This window comes from Rhizorhabdus antheiae (genome assembly GCF_049889055.1).
In the GTDB taxonomy this organism is placed as follows: domain Bacteria; phylum Pseudomonadota; class Alphaproteobacteria; order Sphingomonadales; family Sphingomonadaceae; genus Rhizorhabdus.
In genome coordinates this window covers 169,486-188,268 of record NZ_JBLTWO010000004.1, presented here as the reverse complement: position 1 = coordinate 188,268, position 18,783 = coordinate 169,486, and the positions used below count along the sequence as shown (strand labels likewise).

12 protein-coding genes are annotated in these 18,783 nt (G+C 68.5%); 3 read left to right on the top strand and 9 right to left on the bottom strand.

Features of this window, described 5'->3' with window-relative positions; translation table 11 throughout:
* Nucleotides 1–8: 8 nt before the first annotated feature.
* A complete protein-coding gene (gene secA, locus ACNI3R_RS10180) occupies nt 9–2,741 on the bottom strand; it encodes a preprotein translocase subunit SecA (RefSeq protein WP_426182826.1) in 2,733 nt (910 codons plus the stop codon).
* Between the two features lie 235 nt (nt 2,742–2,976).
* Between secA and argJ the strand changes: the two genes are divergently transcribed.
* The 3 genes from argJ to ACNI3R_RS10165 are packed head-to-tail and all read left to right on the top strand — an operon-like array spanning nt 2,977 to nt 5,610.
* Complete coding sequence (gene argJ / locus ACNI3R_RS10175; RefSeq protein ID WP_426182824.1) at nt 2,977–4,200, top strand: bifunctional glutamate N-acetyltransferase/amino-acid acetyltransferase ArgJ; 1,224 nt, start codon at nt 2,977–2,979, stop codon at nt 4,198–4,200.
* A 10-nt stretch (nt 4,201–4,210) separates the two neighbouring features.
* Nucleotides 4,211–4,816, top strand: a complete 606-nt coding sequence (locus ACNI3R_RS10170; protein WP_426182822.1) for a glutathione S-transferase family protein — start codon at nt 4,211–4,213, stop codon at nt 4,814–4,816.
* Nucleotides 4,816–5,610: an inositol monophosphatase family protein gene (locus ACNI3R_RS10165; RefSeq protein ID WP_426182819.1), complete on the top strand. Its 795-nt coding sequence runs from the start codon at nt 4,816–4,818 to the stop codon at nt 5,608–5,610. Before ACNI3R_RS10170 ends, ACNI3R_RS10165 begins: the two co-directional genes overlap by 1 nt.
* 54 nt (nt 5,611–5,664) lie before the next feature.
* On the opposite strand, the gene trxA is transcribed toward ACNI3R_RS10165, so the two are convergent.
* The 8 genes from trxA to ahcY all read right to left on the bottom strand — a co-directional run bounded on the left by trxA (nt 5,665) and on the right by ahcY (nt 18,696).
* The gene (gene trxA / locus ACNI3R_RS10160; protein ID WP_426182816.1) at nt 5,665–5,985 is read right to left on the bottom strand and encodes a thioredoxin; all 321 of its coding nucleotides are present in this window, start codon (nt 5,983–5,985) and stop codon (nt 5,665–5,667) included.
* A 57-nt stretch (nt 5,986–6,042) separates the two neighbouring features.
* The gene (gene addA / locus ACNI3R_RS10155; RefSeq protein ID WP_426182814.1) at nt 6,043–9,516 is read right to left on the bottom strand and encodes a double-strand break repair helicase AddA; all 3,474 of its coding nucleotides are present in this window, start codon (nt 9,514–9,516) and stop codon (nt 6,043–6,045) included.
* A complete protein-coding gene (addB, locus tag ACNI3R_RS10150; protein ID WP_426182812.1) occupies nt 9,513–12,506 on the bottom strand; it encodes a double-strand break repair protein AddB in 2,994 nt (997 codons plus the stop codon). Before addB ends, addA begins: the two co-directional genes overlap by 4 nt.
* A gap of 71 nt (nt 12,507–12,577) precedes the next feature.
* Nucleotides 12,578–13,306 carry a nucleotidyltransferase family protein gene (locus tag ACNI3R_RS10145; RefSeq protein WP_426182810.1) on the bottom strand — a complete coding sequence of 243 codons (729 nt, stop codon included), beginning with the start codon at nt 13,304–13,306 and terminating at the stop codon, nt 12,578–12,580.
* Nucleotides 13,303–14,262, bottom strand: a complete 960-nt coding sequence (locus tag ACNI3R_RS10140) for an aminoglycoside phosphotransferase family protein (RefSeq protein ID WP_426183140.1) — start codon at nt 14,260–14,262, stop codon at nt 13,303–13,305. Before ACNI3R_RS10140 ends, ACNI3R_RS10145 begins: the two co-directional genes overlap by 4 nt.
* Nucleotides 14,259–14,726: a tRNA (adenosine(37)-N6)-threonylcarbamoyltransferase complex ATPase subunit type 1 TsaE gene (tsaE, locus tag ACNI3R_RS10135; protein ID WP_426182807.1), complete on the bottom strand. Its 468-nt coding sequence runs from the start codon at nt 14,724–14,726 to the stop codon at nt 14,259–14,261. Before tsaE ends, ACNI3R_RS10140 begins: the two co-directional genes overlap by 4 nt.
* On the bottom strand, nt 14,719–17,100 hold the full coding sequence (locus ACNI3R_RS10130) for a sensor histidine kinase (RefSeq protein ID WP_426182805.1): 2,382 nt from the start codon (nt 17,098–17,100) through the stop codon (nt 14,719–14,721). Before ACNI3R_RS10130 ends, tsaE begins: the two co-directional genes overlap by 8 nt.
* 156 nt (nt 17,101–17,256) lie before the next feature.
* Entirely contained in the window at nt 17,257–18,696 is a 1,440-nt protein-coding gene (ahcY, locus tag ACNI3R_RS10125; protein ID WP_426182802.1) for an adenosylhomocysteinase, read from the bottom strand.
* Nucleotides 18,697–18,783: the final 87 nt, after the last annotated feature.

Sequence of the window (18,783 nt, the reverse complement as noted above, 5' to 3'; positions counted from 1 at the left end):
GCCTTCGATCAGAGCGCGCCGTGGCAGTGCTTGTACTTCAACCCCGACCCGCACGGGCAGGGCGAATTGCGGCTGAGCGTCGCGGCGACGTCGGCCGGGATCTGGAAATCGTCACTCGCCAGAGCCGAAATCGCCTGGGGCAGGCGCGTCGTAACGAAGCCGCCACCCGTTCCGGCATCCCGGTCATACGTGTCATCTTCGCCCGTCAGCGGGTCGATATGGCTGGTGATGAAGTCCGGCATCGGCGGCAGTTCGGGCGGCGCCATTTCGAAGCGGGCCAGCGCCAGGATGCGGGTCACCTCTTCGCGGATCTCGACCAGCATGCGCTCGAACAGAGCGAAGGCTTCCTGCTTATACTCGTTGATCGGGGTCTTCTGCGCATAAGCGCGCAGATGGATGACCTGACGCAGCGCGTCGAGCGTCGCCAGGTGCTCCTTCCAATGATGGTCGAGCGTCTGGAGCAGCACATTCTTCTCGAGGCTGTGCCAATGTTCCTCGCCGATCGCGTCCTTCTTGGCCTGGATCACGGCTTCGGCTTCGGCCTGGACCTTCTCGAGCAGGATTTCGGGATCGATGCCGTCCTGGGCGACCCACTCGTCGATCGGCGGGGCGATGCCCAGCGTGCCCGAGACCCGCTCCTTGAGCATCTCGACATCCCACTGTTCGGGATAGCTGTTCGGCGGGCAGCATTCTCCGACAAGCGCGTTGGCGGTCTCGACCCGCATGTCGGTTACGACGTCGTCGACCGTCTCGGCATCCATGATGTCGGCACGCTGTTCGTAGATGACCTTGCGCTGGTCGTTCATCACGTCGTCATATTCGACGACCTGCTTGCGGATGTCGTAGTTGCGTGCCTCGACCTTCTTCTGCGCGGTCTCGATCGCCTTGGAAATCCACGGACTGACGATCGCCTCGCCGTCGGCGAGATTCTTGTTCATCATTCGCGCGAACATGGTCTGCGGGCCGAAGATGCGCAGCAGATCGTCGTCGAGCGACAGATAGAAGCGGCTCAGGCCCGGATCGCCCTGCCGGCCCGAACGGCCGCGCAGCTGATTGTCGATGCGCCGGCTCTCGTGGCGCTCGGTGCCGAGCACGAACAGGCCGCCGGCGGCGAGCACCTTCGCCTTTTCGGCGGCGATCTCGCCACGGATGCGCTCCGCGACGGCGTCATATTCGGGCGTGCCCGCGACCAGCTCGGGATGCTCGTCGCGCATGCGGAATTCGAGATTGCCGCCCAGCTGAATGTCGGTGCCGCGACCGGCCATGTTGGTGGCGATCGTTACCGCGCCGAAGCGGCCGGCCTGCGCCACGATGGGGGCTTCCTGCTCGTGGTAGCGCGCGTTGAGCACATTGTGCGGCACGCCCTCGCGGGTGAGGAACTCCGAAAGCAGCTCGGACTTCTCGATCGAGACGGTGCCGACCAGCACCGGTTGCCCATGTTCCTTCGCCTCGCGGATCGCCTTGGTGATCGCAGCGAACTTGTCCTGCATGTTCTTGTAGAATTCGTCGTCCTGGTCGATCCGCTGTACCGGCAGATTGGTCGGGATCGTGACGACGTTCATCTTGTAGATCTGGTAGAATTCATGGGCTTCGGTCGCAGCCGTGCCCGTCATTCCGCCGATCTTGGGGTACATGCGGAAATAATTCTGGAAGGTGATCGAAGCGAGCGTCTGGTTCTCGGGCTTGATCTCGACGCCTTCCTTGGCCTCGACTGCCTGGTGCAGACCGTCCGACCAGCGGCGCCCGTCCATCATGCGGCCGGTAAACTCGTCGATGATGACGACCTCGCCGTCCTTGACGATATAATCGATGTCCGCGCGGAAGGCGATGTTGGCGCGCAGCGCCTGGTTCAGATGGTGAACCACCTGGGTATTCTCGAAGGCATAGAGATTGCCACCCTCCAGCAGGCCGGCGGTCTCGAGCAGCCGCTCGATCCGCTCGGTGCCGTCCTCGGTCAGGACGACCGAGCGCTGTTTTTCGTCGAACTCATAATCCTCGGGCGTGACCTGCTTCACGATCGCGTTGACTGCCAGGTAGAGCTCGGTCTTGTCCTCGGTCGGGCCCGAGATGATCAGCGGGGTACGCGCCTCGTCGATCAGCACCGAGTCGACCTCGTCGACGACCGCATAGTTGAACGGCCGGTGGACCATCAACGACCGGTCATATTTCATGTTGTCGCGCAGATAGTCGAAGCCGAATTCGTTGTTCGTGCCGTAGGTGATGTCGCACGCATAGGCGTCGCGGCGCTCGGGATCGCTCAGATTGGGAACGATCACGCCCACTGTGAGGCCCAGGAAGCGATAGACCCGGCCCATCCACTCCGCGTCGCGGCTGGCGAGATAGTCGTTGACCGTGACCACGTGGACGCCCTTGCCGGGCAGCGCGTTGAGATAGGTCGCCAGCGTCGCGACCAGCGTCTTGCCCTCGCCGGTCCGCATCTCGGCGATTTCGCCGCGATGAAGCACGATGCCGCCGATCATCTGCACATCATAATGGCGCTGGCCCAGCACGCGGTGGGCCGCCTCGCGCACCGTTGCGAAGGCCTCCGGCAGCAGCGAATCGAGCGTCTCTCCGGCGTCGAGCCGCTGGCGGAACTTGACGGTCTGGGCCGCCAGCTCCTCGTCGTTCATGGCCTGTAGAGTGGGTTCGAACGTCGCGATGCGCTGCACGATCGGGCGCAGCGACTTCACATAGCGGTCGTTCGACGACCCGAAGATAGCTTTGGCGAGGCCGCCGAACATGGGCATTCCTTGATACAGGGACATGCACCCGGCCAGGAGACCGGCGCACAAATGATCAGGGTGCAGATAGGTTCCGTTCCCTGATACGTCAATTCGCAGGCCCAACGGTGCTCGGCGAAACTCGTTCCGCCCCGCGATCGATAAATCGGTACCTTCCGCGTGGAATCGCGTGGCGGGATATTTGAAACGCCACGGGCCGCCCCTATAGCGCGCACGACCCATATGGAGTTGCGCCATGGACCGTTCCCCCCTCGCCCCCGCCGCCTTCCCGGATCTGCCGCCCGTCGCGGGCGTCCGCATCGCGGTCGCGCGGGCCGGATACAAGGCATGGGACCGCGCCGACCTGACCTTCGCGGCTTTCGACGAGGGTACCGCCGTGGCGGGCGTGACCACGCAGAGCAAATGCCCTTCGCCCGAGGTCGAATGGTGCCGCGCCGCGCTGCCGCTGGGCCGCGCCCGCGCGCTGGTCGTCAACGCCGGCAACTCCAACGCCTTCACCGGCAATCGCGGCCGCGCTGCGGTCGAGGCGATCACCGCGCGCGTCGCGGGTGCGCTGGGCTGTCAGCCGTCGGACATATTCGTCGCGTCGACCGGGGTGATCGGCGTGCCGCTGCCGATCGACAAGGCCGAAGCCGGGATCGACGCGGTCCTGCAGGCTTCCGAGGCCGGTTGGGAAGAGGCCGCCGCTACGATCATGACAACCGATACGTTCGCCAAGGGTGCCCGCGCCTCCGCGATCGTTGGCGGCACGCGCGTCGAACTGGTCGGGATCATCAAGGGTTCGGGGATGATCGCGCCGGACATGGCGACGATGCTCGGCTTCATCTTCACCGATGCGGCGATCGAACCGGCACTGCTCCAGGCGATGCTCGACCGCGCCAACCGTCGCAGCTTTTCCTGCATCACCGTCGACGGCGACACCTCGACCAGCGACACCGTGCTCGCCTTTGCGACGGGCAAGGCGGGCAATGCGTCTCTGTCGTCGATGGACGATGCCGGTGCCGACGCCTTCGAGGCGGCGCTGGCGGAGCTCTGCCTCGATCTGGCGCAGCAGGTCGTCCGTGACGGCGAAGGCGCATCCAAGTTCATCGAGATCCGCGTCGAGGGCGCGGTCGACGACGACAGCGCCCACCGCATCGGCATGTCGATCGCCAATTCTCCGCTGGTGAAGACCGCCATTGCCGGCGAGGACGCCAATTGGGGCCGCGTCGTGATGGCGGTCGGTAAGGCGGGCGAGCCGGCCGAGCGCGACAAATTGTCGATCCGCTTCGGCGCAACCCAGGTCGCGACCGGCGGCCTCGCGGTCGAGGGCTATGACGAGGCCCCCGTCGCGGCGCATCTGCGCGGGCAGGAGATCGAGATCGGGGTCGACATCGGCCTGGGCAATGGCCGGGCGACGGTGTGGACCTGCGACCTGACGCACGGCTATATCTCGATCAACGCCGATTATCGGAGCTGAGGCGGTAGCGATGATCCTCTGGGGCCGGCTCAACTCGCACAATGTGAAGAAGGTCGCCTGGTTCGCGATCGAGGCAGGAATCCCGCACGAGCGGCGGGACATCGGCGGCGCCTTCGGCTTCACCGACGCCTATCTCGCGCTCAACCCCAACCGGTTGATCCCCACGATCGAGGATGACGGCTTCGTCCTGTGGGAATCGAACGCGATCCTCCGCTACCTCGCCGCGCGGCATGCGCCCGCATTTTGGCCGGAACATCCGCAGCTGCGGGCGCTGGGCGACCGCTGGATGGACTGGCAGTTCTCTTTCGCCGATGCGCAGCGCGACGCCTTTCTGAACCTCGTACGGTTTGCACCAGCCGATCGCGATCAGGCGGCGATCGAGCGCTCGGCGGTTATGACCGGGGGTCTGATGGCGATCCTCGACGAGGAATTGGTGCGGCGGCCCTGGCTGTCGGGCGAGGATTTCGGCATCGGTGACATCCCGATGGGCGTCTATGCACACAGCTGGTTCACGCTGCCGATCGAACGACCCGATCGCCCGCATGTCGCAGCCTGGTATGAACGGCTGAAAACGCGCCCCGGCTATGCCGACACCGTCATGATTCCGCTGACCTGATGCACGCGCTCTACGAACCCGTCCTGGGCCTGATGCGCGCGGTCGCGCAGGACATCATGATGCCGCGTTTCCGCAGCCTCACGGCCGACCAGTTTTCGGAGAAGACGCCGGGCGATTATGTCACGATCGTCGACCGCGAGTCCGAGGCCTTTCTGGGCGAGGCGCTGGCCCGCCTGCTGCCCGAGGCGCGCATTATAGGGGAGGAGGCGGCCGCGCTCGATCCCGGAGTGGTCGACCGCATTGGCGATGGGGTCGCCTGGATCATCGATCCGCTCGACGGCACCAACAATTTCACCGAGGGCCGCAGCCCCTTCGCAATCATGATCGGCCTGTCGGTCGACGGCGCGCGCGAGGCGGGCTGGATCCTCGATCCGGTCAGCGGGCGCATCTGCCACGCCGCGCGGCGTAGCGGTTGCTACATCGATGGCGAGAAGGTGGTGTCGCGCCGTTCGGACGGGACTTTGCCCAAGGCTGCGATCGCGACCTATTTCATGCCTGAGGAGCGGCAGGCCGAGGTGCGGCGGCGGGCCGAAGGGCATCTGGAGATCGTCGACATCCCGCGCTGCGCCGGCGAGCAATATCCCCGGCTGATCCTCGGCCAGAACGACATCGCACTCTACGAGCGGACCCATCCATGGGACCACGCCGCAGGCGCCCTGATGCTGGAGGAAGCGGGTGGCCGGATCGCGCGCAACGATGGGAGCGCCTATCGGCTAGACGTTCCGGGGCAGGGCGCGATCGCGGCCAGCACACCCGAACTGTGGGATCTGGCGAAAGCCGTTCTGTTCGACTGACGCCGGGTCGACCGACAGGCGACGGGCCTGCGCCCGCCGCCGGTCAGGCCGGGATCAAAGCTCGCGTTCGATCCAGGCCTTGATCGCGCTCTTCGGCGCGGCGCCTACCTTGGTAGCGATCTGCATGCCATCCTTGAACAGGATCATCGTCGGGATACCGCGCACGCCATATCGGCCGGGAGCGTCGGGATTCTCGTCGATGTTGAGCTTGACGATGCTGACCTTGTCGCCCAGCTCGTCCGCGATCTCCTCAAGGGCCGGGGCGATCATCCTGCACGGGCCGCACCACTCCGCCCAGAAGTCGACCAGCACCGGCTTGTCGGCCTGAAGCACGTCACTCTCGAACGAGGAATCGCTGGTTGTGTTGGTAGCCATCGGGGGGAAAACTCCTTGTCTCTTCGGCAACTGATGTAAGCTGCGGTCGCAACAGTCTCAACGGCTTTGGCCGTGGTTTTGCTCCTCCGCCCTAAAGCCTGGCTTGTGCGCCTCTATCAGCGCGTCGGGCAGCGCCAGCAGGATCGGGCCTGCCGTATAGAGCAGTCCGGCCTCGATCGTCCGGCCGGGAAAGATGGTGCGCAGCGCCGCCGCATAGGCCGCCATCTGCCGGACATGGTGGAGCGGCGCTTCCTCGACGCGTTCGGGCACCCGGCGTCCCGTCTTGAAGTCGACCAGCAGGATCCGGTCGGGCTCGATCAGCAGCCGGTCGACCGTGCCGGCGACGACGATGCCGTCCACCACTGCGGCGACGGGCGCCTCGGCCAGCGCATCCGGCCCGAACAGCGCCGAGAATCGAGGGTCGTCGATGACGCGGCAGGCATCCCCCGCAAGCAGGCGGGCGGTCTGCTCATCCTCTATTCCGCCTGAACCCGACAGCCAGCGGATCGCTGCGATCGTCCTTCGTTCGGGCGCCACCGCCGGCAGCCTTTCGAACAGCGCATGGAGCAGGGTTCCGCGCCGCGCCGCGGCGCGCATCGCTTCCGACGGCGGGGGATTGGGTACGTCGTCGATGCCGAGCGAAGAAGGAGCCAGCGGGCGCGGCGGGCGCGCCTCGACCGGCGCAGGGCGGTGCAGCCACTCCGGCGGCGCGAGCCGGGGGCGTTCGCGCCGGGGCTTGGCTTCGGCGCGGCTGGCGGTCCGGCTGGGCGGCGACAGGCCGAGGAAATGATGCGCCTCGCCCCACAAATCGTCGGCGACCGATTCGCAGTCCAGCCCGTCCATGGCGCGCCGGACGGCATGGTACCAGCTTGCCTCGGGCGGAACGCCGCGGGCGCGGGGGCCCAATGCGCCGCCGATCACCAGGTGCTCGCGGGCGCGCGTCAGCGCGACATAGAGCAGCCGCCAATGTTCCTGCCGCTCGCGCGCCGCCAGCGCGTCGGCGTCGGCGGCGATTTCCTCGACCAGCTCGTCCTTGCGCGGGCGGGGGATCGGCACACCCTCACTTTCGCCGCCCATTTTCCAGCGCAGGCTGCCGATCGGGGTCGCGTCGGGATTGCCGGTCGCATCGGCGAGAATGACGAGCGGCGCCTCGAGCCCCTTGGAGCCATGGACGGTCATGACGCGCACCGCATCGGCCGGGGCCGAAGGATCGCGCGTAATCTCCACCTCGCCGCGATCGAACCAGTCGAGAAAGCGCTGGAGCGAGGCGGTGGCGGTCCCCTCGAACTGGAGCGCCGCGCCGAGCAGTTCCTCGATCGGGTCGCGCGCTTCCTGGCCCAGCCGCTCGATCAGCTTGCGTCGTCCCTGCAGCGGACCGCTCAGCAGATGTTCGAGGAAGCGATAGGGCGTGGTGAAGTCGGCGCGGCCGAGGATGTCGTCGAGCGCGGCGATGGTCTGGGCGTCGCCCCGTTCGCGCACCGCGTCGATCAGCGGGCGGCCCTTGCGGCCGAAGCCGACGCGGTAGAGCTCATCCTGGCTCCAGCCGAACAGCGGGGAAACGAGCAGGCCCGCCAGGCTGAGGTCGTCCTGCCGCTGGACCGCGAAGCGCACCGCCGCGAGCAGATCGCGGACCGCCAGCGGGGCGGTCAGGCGGAGGCGATCGACGCCCGCGACCGGCACGCCCTCGGCATGGAGACGGGCGACGATCAGCGAGGCGAGTTCGGCGCGACGCCGGACGAGGATCAATATGTCCTCGGGCCGGATCGCGCGGCCCTCGCCGTGCAGCCACAGCCGCTCATCGAGCCAGCGGCGCACCTGCGCCGCCAGCCGGGTGGCGAAGGCGCGGGTCGCATCGTCGACCCATTGTTCCTCGCCGGCCTCCTCCTCGAGACTGGCGATGCCGTCGACCGAGAGCGGCTTCCACAGCGTGACGCGGCCCGGCAGATCGGTCTTCCAGGGCTGGTGGCGCGGTGTCTCCTCGTTCAGGCCCAGCTGGTCGGGGCCGAGATCGGCGACCACCTGATCGACCAGTTCGAGCACGGCCGGCGCCGAGCGGAAGCTGCGATCGAGCGACAGCTGGTGGAAGCGGCGCTTCTCCTCGTCGGGTAGCTCTGCGGAGCCTTCGTCGGCGCGGCGCGCAAAGCCGATGCTGGCGGCGAGGAAGGCGAGCGGATCGGTGCCCTGGAAGCCGAAGATCGCCTGCTTGAAGTCGCCGACGCTGAACAGGGTCCGCTTCGCATTCCCGCGCGCGCCGGCTCCGGCGAAGAATTCGGACGCCAGCGAGGCGACGATCGCCCATTGGCGGGCGTTGGTGTCCTGCGCCTCGTCGACGAGGATATGGTCGGTCGAGCGGTCGAGCTTGTAGCGGACCCAGTCGCCCATGCCCGGCGTAGCGAGCAGGTCGACGGCGGCGCGGATCAGGTCGTCGAAGTCGACCACACCGGCATCGCGCTTCGCCTGAACATAGGCGGCGGCATAGGTCTGCCCCGCCCGCAGCGCGGCGCCGATCATCGCCGCAAGTTCGGCACGGCGGCGCAGGCCGAGCAGATGGCCGATCTGTTCGGCGAGGCGGCTGCAATGATCGCCGTAACAGGCGTCGACCTTGGCCAGACCTGCCGAGACCTTGCGCGGCTCGCCGCTCTTGGTCAGCACGACGTTGACGACCGCATCGAGCATCGCTGCCCGGCTGCGCGGGGCAGCGGCGAGGAAGGCGACGACGATATCGGCGTCACGCAGGCCGGTGGCGGTGCCCCAGGCGGCGTTCGCTTGCGCGACGGCGTGGAAACAGTCGAGGTCGAGCGCCGCGCAGCCGGCCTCGACCGCCTCCTCCACATCGCCGGTCGGAGCCCCCAGCAAGCGGCGCAGGCGCGGTTCGATCGCGTCGCGCAGGCCGAGTGCGGCCATCGCCTCGGGACTGCGCGCGCATTCGACCAGATAGGATTCGGCACGCGCCTCGCCGATGCGCAGGCTGAGATGCTGGATGTCACGCAGCAGGCCGTAATCGCCGCCGCGCTCGGCCCGGTCGAGCAGATCGGCCAGCGTGCGCCGCGCCAGCGCCTGCTCCTCGCGCCCTTCCAGCGGACGAAAGCCGGGGGTCAGCCCCGCTTCCGACGGGAAGGCGGCGAGCAATGTCTGGCAGAAGGCGTGGATCGTCTGGATGCGCAGCCCGCCGCCCGGCGCGTCGAGCACACGCGCGAACAGCCGCCGGGCGCGGCGCACCGCGTCGGGGCTGGCATCCTCGCCCAGCCGGCTGAGATCCTGCACAAGCTTGCGGTCGTCCTTGAGGCCCGCCCAGCGCGCCAGCCGCCGGTGGACGCGCTCGGCCATCTCGGCCGCCCCCGCCTTGGTGAAGGTCAGGCACAGGATCGATTCGGGTGCAGCGCCCGACAGCAGCAGGCGCAGCACGCGCGCGGTCAGCACATGGGTCTTGCCCGTGCCCGCCGACGCCGAAAGCCAGATCAGTTCGCCGGGCTCGGAGGCCAGCCGCTGCTGGTCGAGCAGCGGATCGAGCGGTTTCAGCCGGGCGCTCATGCAGGGTTGCTCCCCGAACCGACCGGCTCGCGCCCATACCATTCGTCGAGACGCATCAGTTGGTCATAATCGGCATAGGGGGCATATTCGGGAGCGATCTTGGCTTCGAACGGGGCGTCTCCGGTCAGCCAGTTCGCGACCGCCTCGGTCAGTGTGCTGGCGGCCAGCGCGGTGAATCCTTCGGGGTCGATCCCGTTGCGCCCGCCGACCGGGCTGGCGACATAGCCGAAGCCGCCGGTGCGGTTCTTGGCCAAGGACCAATATTCGAAGTCGGCGGGAATGCCCCGCACGGTTTCGAACCCACCGCGCTCTGCGATCAGGCCGAGCAGGCCCAACTGCATCGAGAAGCCTTCGGCCACCTGCGCGGCGCTGGGCGGCATGCCGGTCTTGTAGTCGACGATGGCGAGCTTGCCGTTCACGTCGGAATCGATGCGGTCGACCTTGCCGGTGAGGGTGATCCCGGCAATCTCGATCTGGCCCTCGACCTCCGCCGCGACCGGCCGGCGGCCTTCCGCCACCAGCTCGTCCATCCGCTCGGCGATCCATTCCAGCGCTGCGAACAGGCGCGGCTCCCACAGCGCGCGCATCACCGGGTGCGCGGCCATGCCGTCGAGCAGTTGACGGGCGCGCGGGAGCAGCCGGTCGGGCTTGCAAGCGTCCTCAAGCATCCACGCTTCGAAGATCGCATGCACCGCCGTGCCGCGCCAGGCCGGCGTCGGGTCGGCATCGACCCCATCCATCCGCCGCAGCTTGAGCATGGTGTCGGCATAGAAGGCGAAGGGATCCGCTTTCAGCCGGTCGAGCTTGGTGACGGCGATCAGCTTGGGCCGGTCCTCCACCGGCGGACGCGGGGCCGGGCGGCCGGCCGGACGCGGCGGTCCCTCGGGCCGGTCGATGTCGGCGGCCCAGGCGGGCAGGCGATGTTCGCGGGTCACCCCGCCGGTCATCGCTTCCAGCCGCAGCCAGAAGCGCGAGGCGATGGTCGGCGCGCGGCTGTCCCGGCGCGCGCGGGTGATCAGCACCTCGGGCGCCCCCAAGGCCATGGCGAAGTCATGCGCCGACAGGCCGATGCGCGCCTCCAGGCCGATCAGGCCGAGTTCGCTCCGGATGCGGGGGGCGAGCCAGGGATCGGGGCTCGGCAGCGGCGGCCACACCCCCTCGTTCAGCCCGCCGAGCACCATCAGATCGGCATGCTGCAACCGTGCTTCGAGCAGGCCCCAGATCGACAGGCGGGGGTGGCCGCCCTGGGGTGGGCGGACGGCGACGCCATCCATCATCAGCCGCAGCGTGGGGGCGAGGCTGGCCCCGGTGAAGTCGCTCGGCCCGAGCGGCGCCGTCGCCTCCAGCTCGGCGATCAGGTCGGCGGCGGCACGGCCATCGGGCCCCGACCAGGCGGCGTCGCCGGCCAGGGTCGAGGCAGCTTCGCGAATCGCAGCCAGCAGGGCGGCCAGGGCGCCCTTCGTCGGGCCTGCCGCGATGGCCTCGGCCAGCGGGACAAGCAGGGGCCGTGTGGCTTCCCACCAGCCGATCGCCGGCTTGCGCACGCGCTGGGCATGGTCGTCGCCGTCGCGCAGGAAGCGGCCGATGCCGTCGAGCCCGGCCGGTGGCCTCGGCCCCCGCAGCGCGGCGTCGAGACGGCGGACGCCATCGAGCCAGGGACCACGCTCCTCGCCGCGTCGGACCAGCGGATGCTTGAGCAGGGCCAGCAGCGGCACCGGCGCGAAACCTTCGGCGGCGGCCTCGGCGATCGCGAGCAGCAGGGTGCCGGCCGGCGTCAGCGACAGCGGCGTGCCGGCCGAATCGTCGGCGACGATGCCCCAGCGCGCCAGATGCGCCGTCACCCGCCGCGCCAATACGCGATCGGGCGTCACGAGCGCGGCGGTCCGGCCGGGTGTCTCGATCGCTTCGCGCAAGGCAAGCGCGATCGTCTGGGCCTCTTCGGCCGGGTTTGCGAGTTCGACCGCGCGCACGCCCGACAGGCCTCGCTCGGTCGGGGGCAGGCGATACCATTTGTCGGTGAACATGGCGGGAGCCATGGCGTTGACGATCGCGCGGGCGCGGACCGATCGTGCATCGCGCCCGCCGCCCCAGCGCCAGCTGCGCACCTCTGCGCGGCCGACGCTCATCCGGTCGAGCAGCCGCTTGAGCATATATTGCGGATGGCTCTCGATCGGGCGTGGCGGGCGGTCGCCCTCGTCGGCGGGCATGTGCGGTCCGAGCGCGTCCCATTCCGCATCGTCCGACAGGGTGTCGAGGCCCTGAAGCACGACCATGCCCTGCGGCAACCGCGCGATGGTCGCCAGCAGCGCCGCGACCGCCGGGGTCGCGCTGCCGATGCCGGCCGCGACCACGGGACCCGGTGGAGGCGCCGTGCGCCAGCGCCGCGCGACGCGGTCGAGCAGCCGGTTGCGCCGCTCGGCCATGTCGATCCGGCCGCGCCGGGCCAGTTCCTCGGGCCAGCGGTCGAGGATCGTCTCGAGCATGTCGAGCGAGGCCTGCCAGTGACTCGACAGTTCGGGCAGTGACGCCATGTCGCGCAGGCGGCCGGGATCGATACGCTCGATCAGCAGCTGGTCGAGCGTGCGCCCCAGTTCGCCCGCAAGGCGGATCGCCTCGCCGCCATCGATCGGGTCGCCCGCCGCCAGACGCGCCTCGGCGACGAGGCGGGCGAGGATCATCTGCCGTTCGAGCGGTTCGATCGCGGGCGGGATGGGCTCGTCGTCCTCGCCGCCGATCGGATCGAGGAGGCCGCCCAGCCGCTCGTCCAGTTCCGGATCGCCGATCGCCACGAGCCGGGGCAGCAGCAATCCGCCTTCGGCGCGCCGCACGAAGGCATCGTTGATCGCCCGCACGGCGCGGTTGTTGGGCAGCAGCAGGATCGTACGCGCGAGGCGCAGCGGATCGGGGCCGTGCAGCGTCATCAGCCCGGTCGCCAGCGCATCCGCGAAGGCGCGGTGCGGGGCGATGGTGAGGACGGCGGGACGGGTCATGCGAGTCACCTTAGCCGCAGCGTGGCGCGGCGGAAGCCGTCATCGGCCACACGTACGATTCGGGCTCCGATTCAGGCCAGCCCGAGCAGCATCTCGGTCCGGGCGATCGCCGGCGGAGTGCCCACGTCGAACCACAGGCCCTGGTGGACGAGCCCGAAGGCGCGGCCCTCGGCGATGGCGCGGTCCCACAGCAGGTTGAACGAGAAGGCCCCTTCGGGCAGGTCGTGGAACAGCCGCTTGGAAACGATCTGCACCCCGGTGAAGACGAAGGGCGCGACCCGCGACGGGCGGCGGCGGGCGATGCGGCCGGCCCCGTCCATGTGGAAATCGCCCAATCCGCTATGGCAATTGGCCCGGGCGAGCGGGACCAGCAGCAGCAGCGCGTCCATCGCGGCATCGTCCCAGCTGGATGCAAGCAGCTCGATTGCGTCGACCGGGCCGTCGATCCACAGATTGTCGCTGTTGGCGATCAGGAACTGGTCCTCGTCGATCAGCGGCAGCGCCTTCGCGACCCCGCCGCCGGTCTCCAGCAGCAGCGCGCGTTCGTCGGAGAGGCGGACGTCGAGATCGGCCGCCTTGCGTGCGAGATGGGCTTCCAGCGCGTCGGCGAGATAATGGGCGTTGACCACCACCTTGCCGATTCCGGCGGAGCGCAGCCGGTCGAGCACATGGTCGAGCAGCGCCTTGCCCGCCACTTCGACGAGCGGCTTGGGGCGGGTCGCGGTGAGCGGGCGCATCCGTTTGCCCAGCCCGGCGGCGAGCACCATCGCGGTGCCGATCGGGGGTGTCGTGCCGCTCATGCCCGATGCTCCGCCCAGAAAGCCGCACGGGCCTCGACCGGGACATGCGCGTCGAACCAGGCGCGCACCGGGGCCAGCGCCGGATGGGCCAGATCGCGTTCGAGATAGCCCCAGACGCGCGGCTGGAAGGCGAGGTAGCGCGGCTTGCCGTCGCGCTTCCACAGCCGGGTGAAGATGCCGAGGATCTTGGCGTTGCGCTGCGCGCCGAGCAGCGCATAGGCGGCCTCGTCGAACGGCCGCCGCGCGGCATAGCGGTCGATCATCGTGCGTTCGAGTGCCGGGTCGACGTCGCGCCGCGCATCCTGCAGCAAGGAGACGAGATCATAGGTGGCGTGTCCCGCCAGCGCATCCTGGAAATCGAGCAGGCCGAGGCTGCCATCGCCGAGGAGCATGATGTTCTCGGCGTGATAATCGCGCAGCACCGTGATCGACTGGTCGCTCGCAATCGGCGCCAGCGCCTCGTCCCAGGCGGCAGCATAGGCTGCAGCGTCCGCGGCAATGCCGACAGCCGGCATATACCATTCGGGAAACAGCCCGGCCTCGCGCTGATAGACCGCCATGTCATAGGGCGGCAGCGCACCCGGAGAGGCTGCGTGCAGATCGGCGAGCAGGTCGATCGCCTGGCCGTAAATGCCCTGTTCGGCGGCCGGATCGGCGTCGATCACCTCCTTCATCCGGGCGTCGCCGAAATCCTCGAGCAGGATCAGGCCCGCACCCAGATCTTCCGACAGGATGCGCGGCGCACGGAAACCGATCGCTTCGAGATGGCGTGCCACCGCGAGGAAGGGGCGGCTGTCCTCATGCTCGGGCGGCGCATCCATCAGCACGGCGCTGTCAACACCGCGACGGACGCGGAAATAGCGCCGGAAGCTGGCGTCTCCGGCCAGCGGCAGGATCTCCGCACCGGTCCAGCCGGCGGCGTCGAGAAAGGCGGGGGCATGGGCGGGGGGAATCATCGAGGCGGCCATCGGCTTTCCCATGGCGCCGGCGCCGTCCAAGTCAAGCGGCGCGCATCCTCGCCCGCCGGTTCGATCACCAGGCGCAGCGCGTCGGGCCACAGCATCGCGCCCATCCGCTCGGGCCATTCGATCAGCAGCGCGCTGTCGAGCCGCGCCTCGTCGAGGCCGAGTTCGTACAGCTCCTCCGGGTCGTCGATCCGGTAGAGATCGACATGCCAGAGCGGCAGGCGCAGCTCGGGCGGGCTATAGGGGATCACGATCGGAAAGCTCGGGCTCGGCACTTCACCTTCGAAGCCGAGCGCGTGCAGCAGCCCGCGGGCAAGCGTCGTCTTGCCAGCGCCGAGATCGCCCGACAGCGCGACCACGTCGCCGGGGCGCAGCAGCGCGGCGAGACGCGCGCCGATCGCCAGCGTGTCCTCCGCACCGCGCAGGATCAGGGCGCCGTCGGCCTGCTCAGACATTGACGCCTTCGCCATGGCGGCGCGGCAGGTGGATGGTGACGGTGGTGCCGCGGCCGGGTTCGCTGTCGAGCGCGATCGACCCGCCATGCGCCTCGACCAGCTGACGGGTCAGCGGCAGGCCGATGCCGATCAGCTGCTTGCCCTCCTCGTTGCTCGCGTCGATGCGCGGATAGCTGTCGAAAATGCGCGCGCGCTGGGCGGGGTCCATGCCGGGCCCGGTGTCCGAGACCGTCCAGATGATCATGTCGTCGTCGCCATGGACGCGGATCGTCACCCGGCCCTGGGGCGGGGTGTAGGTGATCGCATTGTTGAGCAGATGATCGGCGATCTGGCGCAGGCGGCGGGGATCGCCCCGCATGGCACCGAGGTCGGGCTCCATGTCGACGAACAGGCTCAAGGGCTTGGCCTCGGCGGCCTTGCGCGCCGCGTCCACCGCCTCGCCGAGCACCTGGCTCAGGTCGACCGGCTCTTCCGCGAGCGGCAGGCTGCCCGCCGCGCCCTGGGTCAGGTCGAGCACGTCCTCGACCAGCGAGCCGAGGCGGCCGACCGAGGACAGGATCGCCTTCACATATTCGCCCGCCACCGGCGGAAGCTCCCCCGCATAGCCGCCGTCGAGCAGTTCGGCGAAGCCGGCGATCGACGTCAGCGGCACGCGCAGCTCGTAGCTCATGTTCGCGACGAAGGCGGTCTTGAGCTTGTCCGCCTCCTCCAGCGCATCGGCGCGGCCCCGCAACGCTTCCTCGATCCCGCGCGAGGCGGTGATGTCGAGCAGGGTGAACAGCGCGTTGCCGTCGGGCAGCGGCACGACCGCGAAGTCGAAATAGCGGCCGTCGGCCAGCGCCATCCGGCCCGTCCTTGCCTGCCGGTCGACCGTGGCGATGCGGACCAGGTCGCGGAGCAGCTGCGCGCGCGACGGATCGGCCAGCTTCGCGCCGACCAGCTCGACCATCGCGTCGACGCGCAGATTCTGGGCGAGGTCGGCGTCCGACAGGCCCCATATGTCGCGGAAGCTCTGGTTCCAGATGTGGAGGCGCCCGTCTGCCGCAAAGACACCAATGGCCTCGAACAAATTCTCGAAGGTCGCGGTGCGCACACGCAGCAGCGTGTCGCGTGCGCTCGACAGCTGAACCTGCTCGGTGCGGTCCTCGAAGAACAGCAGCAGGCCGCCATTGGGCAGCGGCTGCGCCACCACGCGCAGATGCTGGCCACCCGGCAGCGTCCAGGTCTCCTCGACCGCGTCGACGGCGTTGAACCAGGCGCGCCGCTCGTTGCGCCAGCCCGGGAAGTCGCGCACCTCGGGCAGGCGCTGGACCTCGCGCAGCCGTTCGAGGATGCGGTCGAATTCGGGACGGTCGACCAGCCATTCGGGCGGCAGGCTGAAGAACTGCACGAAGGGCTGGTTGAAGAAGATCAGGCTGCGATCGGCGCCGAACTGCGCGACGCCGGCCGACAGCCGGTCGAACAGTTCGCGCTGGACCTCCTGGAAGCGGCCGAGTTCGGCGCGGGTCTGCTCGAGGTCCTGGATGTCGAACGCATAGCCGGCGACACCATGTTCGCCCATCGGCACGTCGACGATCCGCATCGTCCGCCGCTGGCCGCCGAGGGTCACCGGCACGACCTGCGTGTTGATCCGCCCACTGTCGCGCGCGGCCAGCGCTGTCGCGCGGGGCGCGCGTCCGTCGGCCGCGTCGATCAGCTCGACCCCGCGTGTCACCACATCCTCGGCGCTGTCGCCCTCGACTGCCTCGACATAGGCCGAATTTACCAGCGCAAGCTTAAGGTCGGGTCCCCGGTGCCACATCGGGAAGGGGGCCGCCTCGATCAGCGCGAGGCAGCTGTCGAGCGCGTCGCTGATCAGCCCGGTTTCCTGCGACAGGCGCGCGATGGTGCGCTCGGCCTCGCTGTTGTCGAACAGCCAGACGATCACCCCGTCGCCGAGCGCGACCGGCGCAGGTCGCCCGCGTGCCAGCAGCACCCGGTCGCTGCCGGCCAGGCGCAGGATCCGCTCGAACGGGCGTCCGGCCTGGTTGGCGGCCTGAATGTCGGCGGCCAGGCCCTCGGCGTCGACGACCGAGATGCCGCCTTCGCCATGCGTCGCCATCGCGTCGATCGTCGTCGGTATCTCGGTCAGGCCCAGCCAATGGGCGAGGCGCGTGTCCGCCCCGACGCGGCCGTCGAGGCCGACGCGGAACGGAATGGCCGGGCAACTGCCGAGCAGCGCCGCCTGCCGGTCGAGATCGCGCGATCGCGCCTTGGCGATCGCGTCGCGGCGCAGGCCCATGACGATCGCCGCCACGGCGGCGGCGACCCACAGCGCAACGATGATCGCGAGCATCATGGCGGCGATCGGGTCGAGCTGGATCATGTGCGACATGGCGTAGCTTCTAGTGTCATTTGTGCCGCCGGGGAATCACTTGCGAACCGCAAAAGCAACGCGGTGCCCGGTTCCAAGAAAAAAGGCCCCGGCGGGGTGCCGAGGCCTGTTTCCTTGACCGCAATGCGGGGGCGGGCGAGAACACTGCCCCGTCGCTCAGTAGCGATAATGATCGGGCTTGAACGGACCCTCGGTGGTCACGCCGATATAGGCGGCCTGCTTCGGGCTGAGCTTGGTCAGCTTGACGCCCAGCTTCTCGAGGTGGAGCGCGGCCACCTTCTCGTCGAGATGCTTCGGCAGGACGAACACCTTGTTGTCATATTCGCCCGGCTTGGTGAACAGCTCGATCTGCGCCAGCACCTGGTTGGTGAAGCTCGACGACATCACGAAGCTCGGATGGCCGGTGGCGCAGCCGAGATTCACGAGGCGGCCCTTGGCGAGGATCAGGATCTGCTTGCCGTCGGGGAACTCGACCAGGTCGGTGCCCGGCTTGATCTCGGTCCACTTGTAGTTGCTGAGCGCGGCGATCTGGATCTCGCTGTCGAAATGGCCGATGTTGCACACGATCGACATCGGCTTCATCGCCTTCATATGCTCGGCGGTGATCACGTCCTCGTTGCCGGTGGCGGTGACGAAGATGTCGGCGCGGGTCACCGCTTCCTCCATCGTCACGACCTCATAGCCTTCCATCGCGGCCTGCAGCGCGCAGATCGGGTCGATCTCGGTCACGACCACGCGGGCGCCACCGTTGCGCAGCGAGGCCGCCGAACCCTTGCCGACGTCGCCGAAGCCCGCGACGCAGGCGACCTTGCCGGCGAGCATGACGTCGGTCGCGCGACGGATCGCATCGACCAGCGATTCCTTGCAGCCATAGAGGTTGTCGAACTTCGACTTGGTGACGCTGTCGTTGACGTTGATCGCGGGGAAGGGCAGCTCGCCCTTCTTGGCGATCTCGTACAGGCGGTGCACGCCGGTGGTGGTCTCTTCCGAAACGCCGCGGATCGCCTTGACGCTCTCGGTCAGATAGCCCGGCTTGGCCGCGATATAGGCCTTCAGCGCACGCTGGAATTCGACTTCCTCGGCGTTGCCCGGCTCGCCGAGGCTCGCGCCGGCTTCGAGCTTGGCGCCCCACAGCGCGAACATCGTCGCGTCGCCGCCGTCGTCGAGGATCATGTTGGCGGTGGTGTCGTCACCCCAGTCGAAGATGCGACCGACATAGTCCCAATAATCGGCCAGGCTCTCGCCCTTGACGGCGAACACGGGGATGCCGCGCGCGGCGATGGCGGCAGCGGCATGGTCCTGGGTCGAATAGATGTTGCAGGTCGCCCAGCGCACGTCGGCGCCCAGCTCGACCAGCGTCTCGATCAGCACGGCGGTCTGGATCGTCATGTGCAGCGAGCCGGTGATGCGCGCGCCCTTGAGCGGCTTGGATGCACCGAATTCCTCGCGGAGAGCCATCAGGCCGGGCATTTCGGTCTCGGCGATCTCGATCTCGCGCCGGCCGAATTCGGCCAGGCTCAGATCGGCAATCACATAGTCGTTGAAATCAGTCGCAACGGCGGTGGCCACCGGGCTTCTCCTTCGGGGAACGGGCATCGGCCGGCGACATGCCGACCGGTAGCTATGGCTGCGCCTTAGCGGGGGAGCCATTAATACGCAAATATAAAGATATCTTTATATCTC